This is a genomic window from Bacillus sp. RB3 (assembly GCF_030164735.1).
GTDB classification, from domain to species: Bacteria; Bacillota; Bacilli; order Bacillales; family Bacillaceae_G; genus Bacillus_A; species Bacillus_A cereus.
The window spans coordinates 1-241 of record NZ_JASNGE010000134.1; the positions used below are offsets into that span (position 1 = coordinate 1).

Sequence of the window (241 nt, forward strand, 5' to 3'; positions counted from 1 at the left end):
CCGCGACCCCAACCTTGGCAAGGTTGTATTCTACCACTGAACTACTTCCGCAAGACATGTATGAGTTATTTTATTAAAAGTGCGGGTGAAGGGAGTCGAACCCCCACGCCAAAGGCGCTAGATCCTAAGTCTAGTGCGTCTGCCAATTCCGCCACACCCGCATATTTCATTAAAATGGTGAGCCATGAAGGACTCGAACCTTCGACCCTCTGATTAAAAGTCAGATGCTCTACCAACTGAG

The 241-nt window shown here is 48.5% G+C and carries 1 tRNA gene; it reads right to left on the reverse strand.

Annotation, left to right across the window (positions count from 1 at the left end):
* Nucleotides 1-80: 80 nt before the first annotated feature.
* Nucleotides 81-161 (reverse strand) — tRNA-Leu (locus QO049_RS30680).
* Nucleotides 162-241 lie beyond the last annotated feature (80 nt).